This is a genomic window from Mycobacterium sp. E2479, assembly GCF_001667925.1.
Classification (GTDB): domain Bacteria; phylum Actinomycetota; class Actinomycetes; order Mycobacteriales; family Mycobacteriaceae; genus Mycobacterium.
Map to the genome: position 1 here is coordinate 1 of NZ_LZJR01000119.1, position 9501 is coordinate 9501.

Sequence of the window (9501 nt, forward strand, 5' to 3'; positions counted from 1 at the left end):
GGCACCACACAGCTGCGGTCGCGGTGCTCGAGTGCGCGGCGCAGCCGCCGGTTGATCAGCCGGGTCGCCCGCCCGGCGCCGATGACCTCGCCGTGGCGTTCGAACCACACTTCACAGGTGGCATCACAGCTCAGGTAGCGGCGTTCGGCGTCGGACAGCAGCGCACCCAGATGCAGGGCCGCGGCGCGCTGCTGCACGTCGAGGTGCACCACCACCGTGGTGTGCTGCCCGTGCGGGCGGCGGGTCGCCTCGGCGTCCCACCCGGCCTCCACCAAGCGCATGAACGCCTCGACGGTGCCCGGCAACGGCGGCCGCTGACCCCAAGCGCGGTCGCCGTCGCCGTGCTCGCGCGTGAACTCGCTGATCAGCGCATCACGATGAGAGGCCAACGCCGCCTCGAACTTCGCGGCATCGGGTTGCGGAAGTCTGATCCGCCAACAGCTGCCCTCGTCGTCGGAGGACTTGGTGATCGAGGCCTGCGGTTCAAGCCCCTCGGGCCGAGGCTCGGGTTCGGGTCGCGGTTCCAGCTTCACCGCGGTACGCAGCTGAGTGACGGTTGCCACCGCGGCCAGCTGCGCGTAGTGCGCATCAGATCCCTGACCGGCACGCGCCGCGATCACCCCGACCTGATCCAGCGACAGCCGGCCCTCCCGCATACCTTGGGCGCAGCGGGGAAACTCCTGCACCCGACGCGCGACGGTGGTGATCGTGTGGGCATTGGCCGGCGAGCAGCCCGTCTTCCAGGCCACCAACGCCGGCACCGACCGCGCACCGGTAACACCACCGAGCTCGTCGCGATCAATCTCGGCCACGATCTCCACGATGCGCCCATCAATCGCATTGCGCTGACCGCACAACTCCGCCAACTCCCCGAACAACACCTCAAGACGCTCGCTCGCGGTCACCCCCACGGCGCCAGCGGATGCGGTCAACGACATGACCACATCATCGCAACCACCACCGACAAAACCGGACCGTGAGATCCGCGCTGAAGAACTTGGTGCGCCCATCCCCCGGCCCACCGAAAGGCACACAGGCCAGCCCCGTGCGACTACCGCGAATCCCGTCAGCGGGTTTTCGATCCGGACATCGCCACCGGCTGCTCGCCAGACGTCGTCACCGGATCGCTGGACATCGCCACCGGATCATCGTCGTCCCACAGCAGCAGTTGACGAACCGCCGGACGCGGACCGTAGGGCCGCAGCATAGTGCTCGCCGGGCGGGGCCGCACCCGTTGCGGCCACCAGAACCAGCGCCCGAGCAGCCTTGCGGCGGATGGCGTCATGAATGAGCGCACGATGAGCGTGTCGAACAACAGGCCCAGGCCGATCGTCGTCCCGATCTGACCGAGCACTTGAAAACCGCTGAACACGAACGCGCACATGGTGACGGCGAAAACGATGCCGGCCGAGGTGACGACGGAACCGGACCCGGCCATCGCCCGGATGATGCCGGTGTTGAGACCGGCATGGATCTCCTCCTTGAAGCGGGAGATCAATAGCAGGTTGTAGTCGGATCCGACCGCTAGCAACAGGATCACGGCCAACGCGAGCACCACCCAGTACAGCTGGACGCCGAAAAGATACTGCCACACCAGAACTGACAGACCGAACGAGGCCCCCAGCGAGAGCGCCACGGTGCCCACGATGACCAGCGCGGCGATCAGGCTGCGGGTGATGATCATCATGATCAGCAGGATGAGGCTCAACGCGGCGAATGCCACGATCATCAGGTCGTATTTAGCGCCGTCTTGGATGTCCTTGTAGGTGGATGCGGTCCCGCCGAGGTAGACACCCGCGCCGGCCATGGGCGTGCCCTTCAACGCCTCGTGTGCGGCCTTCGCAATCGGATCGATGTGCGAAATGCCCTCGGGCGTCGCGGGATCGCCTTCGTGTGTGACGATCATGCGGGCGGCCTTGCCGTCCGGCGAGAGGAACAGTTTCAGCCCCCGTTTGAAGTCGGGATTGGCGAAAACCTCGGGCGGCAGATAGAAGGTGTCGTCGTTCTTGGCCGCGTCGAAGGCGCGCCCCAACGCCGTCGCGTTGTCGATCGCCGCTGCGGTCTGCGCGTAAATGCCGGACAGTGTGGCGTAATTCGCCAGGGTCAGATCACGATTGGTCTGCTGGCTCTGGATCTGCGGCGGGATCAGGGCCGTCAGTTTCGGCTGCAATGCGTCGAGCTTGTCAAGGGATGCCGTCAGGTTTTCGAATTTCTCGGTGAGCTGGTCTATGCCGTCGATCGCGTCGAACAGCGATCTGAACGCGAAGCAGACGGGAATGTCGTAACAGTGCTTCTCCCAATAGAAATAGCTGCGCACCGGCCGGAAGAAGTCGTCGAAATTCGCGATCTTGTCGCGCAGATCCTGGATGGTGCCGAGCGTGTCGTGAAAGCTTTGGGTCTCATCGTGGGTGGTACCGGCGAGCTGCTGCTGCAGCACGTACTGCTGCTTCAAGATGTTGATGGTCTTGGTCAGTTCGTTGGCCTGCTTGAGTGCATCATCGGCCCGATCTCGTTGATAGGTCAGGTTTTGCTGCTGTGCTGCGCTGGAATTGCTGACCACAAAGGCGAGCGAGCTGTGGACGAGCGGAGTGCCCAACGGTCTGGTGATGGTCTGCACCTGCGCGACCCCCGGGACGTGGAACACCGCCTTGGCGACCTTGTCCAGGACGAGCATGCTTTCCGGGTTACGCATGTCATGATCGGTTTCGACCATCAGCAACTCGGGCTCCAGCCGCGCCCGCGAGAAGTGCTTCTCGGCGGCGGTGTAACCGATGTTGGCCGGCGCGCTGGCCGGCATGTAGGGACGGGTGTCGTAACTCGTCTTGTACCCGGGCAAGGCGATCAGACCGACCAGGGCCAGCGCGCATGCCGCCGCGAGCACGGCGCCGGGCCACCGGACGATGGCGGTCCCGATGCGCCGCCAGCCACGCGTGCGGATCGCCCGCTTGGGGTCGAAGATGCCAGCCTTGGCGCCCAGAGTGAGGATCGCCGGCCCCAGGGTGAGCGCGGCGAACAGCGCGACAACAATGCCCAATGCGGCTGGAATGCCCAGACTTTGGAAGTATGGCAATCGGGTGAAACTCAGGCAGGCCACGGCGCCGGCCACGGTGAGCCCGGAACCCAGCACGATGTGCGTCGTGCCGTGATACATCGTGTAAAAAGCCTTTTTACGGTCCTCACCGGTGCCACGCGCCTCCTGATAGCGCCCGACGAAGAATATCGCGTAGTCCGTTCCCGCCGCGATCACCAACAATGTCAGCAGATTCGTCGCATACGTCGACAGCCCGATCACGCCGGCGTTACCGAGGAACGCGACAAGGCCACGGGCGGCTGACATTTCGATGAGCACGGTGGCGAGCACCAGCAGCGTGGTGAGCACCGAGCGGTAGACGAAGAACAACATCACCGCGATCACCCCGACGGTGATCGCGGTGACCTTCGCGGTGCCCTTGCTGCCGACGTCGAATTGGTCGGAGATCAGTGGCGCGGCTCCGGTTACATACGTCTTGACGCCCGGCGGCGGCTTCAGGCGGTCGATGATGTCGCGCAGCGCCCCGACGCCCTCGTTGGCCAAGGCCGATCCTTGATTGCCTGCGAGATTCACCTGAACATAAGCCGCCTTGCCGTCGCTGCTCTGCGATCCCGCGGCGGTCAGGGTGTCGCCCCAGTAATCCTGAACGTGCTCGACGTGCTTTTTGTCCTGCTCGACCCTGCGAACCATGTCGTCGTAGAAGCGGTGGGCGTCCGCGCCCAGTGGCCTATCGCCTTCCAGCACGATCATCGCCGAGCTGTCGGTGTCGAATTCGTGGAACTTCTCACCGATGCGCTTGATCGCCTTGAGTGACGGTGCATCTGGCGAGTTCAGCGCCACGTTGTGGGTCTTCCCCACGTCTTCCAGCTGTGGCACGGCGATGTTCGTGATGGCGGCCAGACCGACCCAGAACAGCAGAATCGGCAACGCGAACCGCCGGATAGTGCGCGGCACGAACCGCCGCGACTGTTGATCGTTGCTCATCCAGACTTATCCAGACAGAAGGTGTAGGCGTCGACTTTGTTGACTGTGCGTTGGTCTTTCACATCCCCGTTGACGGTGATGCGACAGCCCAGGGTGTCCCCGTTGCCCTGAGCGACGACGTTGCCGATGACCGCGGGCTCCGTGGTGGTGATGGTGAACGACCAGGGCAAGGGCGCGTCCTTGACCTGCTGAGGCTGGGCGTTGACGTCGAGGTAGTTGATGGTGGCCATCGCGCCCGGTGCGCCGAAGACCTCGAGCACCACATGTTTGGGGTTGAACGGGACGATCTCGTTCGAGGGGCCGGCGTTGGCCGAGGTGGTGTTGTGCGAGCCGAAGATACCGTGCAGGCGATAGATGGCAAATCCCGCTAGCGTGACGACCAGTATCGCGACCAGCACCATCCACCCTCGTTTCACGAGGGTTGCCACCGAAATCCCTTCCACCCGTTCACCTTTCGATTATCGGGCGACACGATCACCCTCGAGGCGAGGGCGGCTTGCCGACGGGGCAGGCGCGATCGACAGCTTTGACAGTACGGTACGGGACCGTACTGCACAAGAGACGCGCACGTACACATTTCGTCTCGGTGGGCCAACGGCGTGTTACCCGGTGGTTCTGGTCAACCCCGGGATGAGAAACCCGTCGACGAGGGCTTGCACGGTGCGACGGGTGGGCGGCCGGCCCGGAATGATGGATCGGAAGATGAGGTATCCGGGTAACAGATCCCACAACTCGTCGGTGACGACATCCTCGCTTATCTCACCGCGGTCGACGGCCTGCCGCAGCACATGCTGAATCAACGCCTTGCGTTGCTTGAGGAATTGCTCCTGCAAGGCGTCGTTGAGCGCCGGGTGCCGCGACACCTCGACCATCACCGCGCGAATGGTGCTGGCGTGCTCAGTGCCGTGCCGACCACACGTCTCCCCCAGACTCAGCAGGTCGCCGCGCAGCGTGCCGGTGTCGGGCGGGACCGCGACCTGGCGGACGCCCTCGGTGAAGGCGGCCAGCACCAGTTCGGCCTTCGAGGGCCAGCGCCGGTACACCGTGGCCTTGCTGGCGCGGGCGGCACTGGCCACGGCGTCCACGGTCAGCTGGTCATAACCGTGCTCCTGCAGCAGCCGCAGGGTCACCGCCAGTATCTCGGCCTCTCGTGGTGACCACGGAGATGCCTGCGTGTACCGGTCCGCCGTCTGGGTCATAACGCCCACGATAGAGCCGCTCGGGCGCAGCGGCCGAATTTCGGCTTCGGCCGCTATCTCGACGCCAGCAGGGCGCGTTCGATGTCGGCGAGCAGGTCGTCGGTGTCTTCGATCCCCAGTGAGATGCGTGCGAACCCGTCGGCGACGCGATCGCCCCAGCGGGCCCGGCGGTCGACCGACGTGTGCAGGCCGCCGAAACTGGTGGATGCGATCAGCAGTTCGCTGCGGTCCACCAGGGCGTGCACCGCGGCCGCGTCGGCCAACTCGACCGAAACCAGCGCCCCGAACCGGCGCATCTGCGCCATGGCCACCGGATGCGCCGGGTCGTCGACCAATCCGGGGTAGCGCACCGCCCGCACCGCCGGGTGACGGGCCAGCATGGTCGCCAGCGCCCGGGCGTTTTGGCATTGGCGTTCGAAGCGCAAACCGGCAGTTGCCATGCTGCGCAACAGCAGCCACGCCTCGAACCCACCCAGGATCGCACCGGCGAGCAGCCTGTGTCGCTCCGCCGCGGCGAGCAGTTCGGAGTCGTTGGTACCGATGTAGCCGGCCAGCAGGTCGCCGTGACCCGACAAAGCCTTGGTCGCGCTGGCCACCACCGCGTCGGCACCCAGCGACAGCGGCTGCTGCCCCAAGGGCGTCGCGGCCGTGTTGTCGACGACCAAGCGCGCGTTGCGGCCCCGGCAGATGTTGGCCAACCGGTGCACATCGACCACGTCGAGCGCCGGGTTGGTGGGCGTTTCGGCCAGCACCACGTCCGCTTCGCCGGCGGCGTCGTAGATCCGCGAGCTTGACGCTTCGATGACCGTCACACCGCCGGGCGCCAGGTCCTCGCGGGCGTAGCGGCGCACCTCGTAGTAGCCGTCGGCCGGCACCACCACCGTCGACCCCGGCTTCGCCAGCGCGCGCAAGACGGCGCTGATGGCCGCCATGCCCGAGCCGAACACCCGCGCACCGGCGGCCCCCTCCAGCTCGGCGAGCGCCGACTCGAGTTGCCGCCAGGTCGGATTGGAGCCGCGGCCGTAGCTGTCCAGCGCGGCGGTCTCGTCGTCGGACAGGTGGTAGGTGGCGGCGAGCACCGCCTGCGGCGCTACCGGATGCCCCGGAATGGCTTCCGCGTCAGCGGCTTTGAGGCTGCGCGTGGAATCGCCGTAGCGGCTACTCATCGGCTCACTCCGTCGGGGAATCGGGTCGGCCCTCGGCCAGCAGCTTCCGGAAGCCGTCCTCGTCGAGGACGGGCACCCCCAGCTCGATCGCCTTGTCGTATTTGGAACCCGGCGAATCGCCCGCCACGACGTAGTCGGTCTTCTTCGACACCGAACCCGCCGCCTTTCCCCCGCGCGTCAAGATCGCCTCCTTGGCATCGTCGCGGGAAAAGCCGGCGAGCGACCCGGTGACCACCACCGTCAGCCCCTCCAGCGTGCGCGGCACACTGGCGTCGCGTTCGTCGGCCATCCGCACGCCGGCGGCCCGCCACTTCTCGACGATCGCGCGGTGCCAGTCGACGGTGAACCATTCGGTGAGCGCCGCCGCGATCGTCGGGCCCACACCTTCCACCGCGGCCAGCCGCTCGGTCGACGCCGACATGATCGAGTCCAGGTCGCCGAACTCGGTCGCCAGGGCGCGCGCGGCCGTCGGCCCGACATGCCGAATCGACAACGCCACCAGGACGCGCCACAGGGCCACCTTCTTGGCCTTGTCCAAGTTTTCGAGCAGCCGTTTGCCGTTGGCGGACAGGGTGCCTGCCTTCGTCCGGAACAACTCGGTGCGCAACAGGTCGTCCTCGGTGAGCGCGAACAAGTCGCCCTCGTCGGCGATCACGCCGGCCTTCAGCAGCGCCGTCGCGGCTTCGTAGCCGAGCCCCTCGATGTCGAGCGCGCCGCGACCGGCGACGTGAAATACCCGCTCCCGCAACTGCGCCGGACAGGACCGGGCATTGGGGCAGCGGATGTCGGCATCGCCCTCCTTGGCCGGTGCCAGCGTGGTCCCACATTCGGGACACGTGGTGGGCATGACGAATTCGCGTTCGGAGCCGTCGCGCAAGTCGACGACGGGACCGAGCACCTCCGGGATCACGTCGCCGGCTTTGCGGATCATCACGGTGTCGCCGATCAGCACACCCTTGCGTTTGACCTCCGCGGCGTTGTGCAGGGTGGCCAGCCCCACCGTCGACCCGGCCACCTTCACCGGCGTCATGAACGCGAACGGCGTGACGCGTCCGGTGCGCCCGACGTTGACGCGGATGTCGAGCAGTTTGGTCTGCGCCTCCTGGGGCGGGTACTTGTACGCGACGGCCCACCGCGGCGCGCGAGAGGTGGTCCCGAGCCTGCGCTGCAGCGCAACCTCGTCGACTTTGACTACTACGCCGTCGATTTCGTGGTCCAGGTCGTAACGGTGCTCACCCCAATAGCCGATCCGCTCCTCTACGGCGGCAAGGCCGCGCACCCGCGCGGTTTGTTCGGCCACCGGCAGCCCCCAGGCGCTCAGCGCGGTGTAGGCCTCGTGCTGAGTCTTGGGCGCGAACCCCTCGGTGCGGCCGATGCCATGGCAGATCATCCGCAGTTTGCGCCGGGCCGTGACGGCCGGGTTCTTCTGACGCAGCGACCCCGCGGCGCTGTTGCGCGGGTTGGCGAACGGCGCCTTACCGTCCTCGACCAGGCTGGCGTTGAGCGCCTCGAAATCGGAGAGCAGAAAGAACGCCTCGCCGCGCACCTCGAGCAGGGCGGGAATCGGGAAGTCCTTGCTGGCAGACAGCCGCTCGGGGACGTCGTCGATGGTGCGCGCGTTGAGCGTCACGTCCTCGCCGACCCGCCCGTCGCCCCGGGTCGCGGCCCGTTCCAGCCGGCCGTCGCGGTACACCAGCGCCAGGGCGACCCCGTCGATCTTGAGTTCGCACAGGTAGTACGGCTGCTTGCCGACCTCGTTCTCGACGCGGTTGTTCCACGCCACCAACTCGTCGCGATCGAAGACATCATCGAGGCTCAGCATCCGTTCCAGGTGCTGCGCCTCGCTGAACTCGGTGGCGAAACCCGCCCCGCCGACCAGCTGCGTCGGGGAATCGGGCACCCGGAGTTCGGGGTAACGCTCCTCGAGCGCGAGAAGCTCGTTGAACATCGCGTCGAAGTCCGCGTCCGAGATGATCGGAGCGTCCTTGATGTAATAGCGGAACTGGTGTTCACGGACCTCTTCGGCCAGGTCGTGCCACTGCCGACGAACCTCGGGCGATACCGAATCGGCTTCTGCTGCGCTCACCTTGGCAGGCTATCCGAGGACACCGACGCGAAACCGCGCGCTCAGTCCTCGACGTAAGCCCGCAACCGGTCCACCGCGGCATCCCAGCGGCGGGACAGCTGACTCAGATAGTCGCTGGCCGAGGCCAGCGGCTGGGTCTGCACCCTCCAGACTCGCTCGCGGCCCCGTCGGCTGCTGGTCACCAGCCCGACCGACTCCAACAGCTGCAGGTGCTTGCTGGCCGCCTGCCGGGTTACCGGGATGACGCCGGTGACCTGCGACGTCGAACTGGGGCCTTGGTCGCAGAGCCGCACGATGATGCGCAGCCGGTTGGGATCGCCAAGGGCGTCGAAGAGCGGCGCCTCGACGGCGACACGACCACTCATACCCGGACGTCCTCGATGTACTTGCGCACCAGCGTGGTCTGGATCGCCCAGCCCTCGTCGTCGGCTTCGAACGCCGGCCCCCGGCGCGCCCGGGGAATCGCCTCGAATCCGGACTCGGTGATGGTCAGCAACACGCCGTCGGGCTGCTCGGACAGGGTGAACTCGACGAGCGTGGTCGGCTCGGAGTCGTAGTCGACATCGGCGTCGATGGCGAACGGGCGCCAGCGGTAGGCAAACCTGCGTTGCGGCTCGATGGCCACGATCTGCCAGGTGCTTTGCACCCCGGCGTGCGCCTCCTGTCGCTTGGCGACCTCGCTGTCGACGATGGTCGGGCTGATCGCGGCGGTCACCGCCGCCCCTGCGACGAACGGCCCGTCGAAGCGCACCCCGAACCAGCGGCCGAACTCCTCGGCGTCGCTGATGGCCCGCCACACGCGCTCGAGCGGCGCGCGCAGCATCACTTGCTTCTCGATCTTCATATGCAACCTCCTGGTTGCCTATGAGTGCAGCACAGTGCGCCCAGAAACGCAACCGAATGGTTGCCTATTCGATGGCGTCCGGATCCTCGGCGAACATCTCGGCGGCCTTGCGCGCTAGCTCGATCGCGCTGCGCGACCGCATCGGCGTCACGCCCGCGTGTGGCCTGGCCGGCGCGACCCCGGAGTGGGCG

At 66.6% G+C, this 9501-nt stretch carries 8 protein-coding genes; all 8 read right to left on the minus strand.

What is annotated here, in order from left to right; genetic code table 11:
* Positions 1–938 (minus strand): 13E12 repeat family protein (locus tag A5686_RS17495; protein ID WP_067936838.1); only part of this gene is annotated, 938 nt, incomplete at its 3' end.
* Positions 939–1066: 128 nt separating this feature from the next.
* Entirely contained in the window at positions 1067–4015 is a 2949-nt protein-coding gene (locus A5686_RS17500) for an RND family transporter (RefSeq protein WP_067936818.1), read from the minus strand.
* Positions 4012–4443 (minus strand): MmpS family transport accessory protein, encoded by a 432-nt coding sequence (locus tag A5686_RS17505; RefSeq protein ID WP_369829720.1) that lies wholly within the window; start codon positions 4441–4443, stop codon positions 4012–4014. The genes A5686_RS17500 and A5686_RS17505 overlap by 4 nt, the downstream gene beginning before the upstream one ends.
* Before the next feature lie 174 nt (positions 4444–4617).
* Positions 4618–5226, minus strand: coding sequence for a TetR/AcrR family transcriptional regulator (locus tag A5686_RS17510; RefSeq protein ID WP_156750125.1), 609 nt, complete (start codon positions 5224–5226; stop codon positions 4618–4620).
* A gap of 41 nt (positions 5227–5267) precedes the next feature.
* A complete protein-coding gene (locus A5686_RS17515) occupies positions 5268–6380 on the minus strand; it encodes a cystathionine gamma-lyase (protein ID WP_067936826.1) in 1113 nt (370 codons plus the stop codon).
* 4 nt (positions 6381–6384) lie between these two features.
* Entirely contained in the window at positions 6385–8466 is a 2082-nt protein-coding gene (gene ligA / locus A5686_RS17520; RefSeq protein ID WP_067936829.1) for an NAD-dependent DNA ligase LigA, read from the minus strand.
* 41 nt (positions 8467–8507) lie between these two features.
* Positions 8508–8831 (minus strand): helix-turn-helix transcriptional regulator, encoded by a 324-nt coding sequence (locus A5686_RS17525; protein ID WP_067936831.1) that lies wholly within the window; start codon positions 8829–8831, stop codon positions 8508–8510.
* Complete coding sequence (locus A5686_RS17530) at positions 8828–9310, minus strand: SRPBCC family protein (protein WP_067936835.1); 483 nt, start codon at positions 9308–9310, stop codon at positions 8828–8830. The genes A5686_RS17525 and A5686_RS17530 overlap by 4 nt, the downstream gene beginning before the upstream one ends.
* Between the last annotated feature and the right edge of the window lie 191 nt (positions 9311–9501).

Excerpts from the sequence above, each read along its gene's own strand:
- A5686_RS17500 (WP_067936818.1), bottom strand. The coding sequence starts at position 4,015 with ATGAGCAACGATCAACAGTCGCGGCGGTTCGTGCCGCGCACTATCCGG.
- A5686_RS17515 (WP_067936826.1), bottom strand. The coding sequence starts at position 6,380 with ATGAGTAGCCGCTACGGCGATTCCACGCGCAGCCTCAAAGCCGCTGAC.
- A5686_RS17525 (WP_067936831.1), bottom strand. The coding sequence starts at position 8,831 with ATGAGTGGTCGTGTCGCCGTCGAGGCGCCGCTCTTCGACGCCCTTGGC.
- A5686_RS17530 (WP_067936835.1), bottom strand. The coding sequence starts at position 9,310 with ATGAAGATCGAGAAGCAAGTGATGCTGCGCGCGCCGCTCGAGCGCGTG.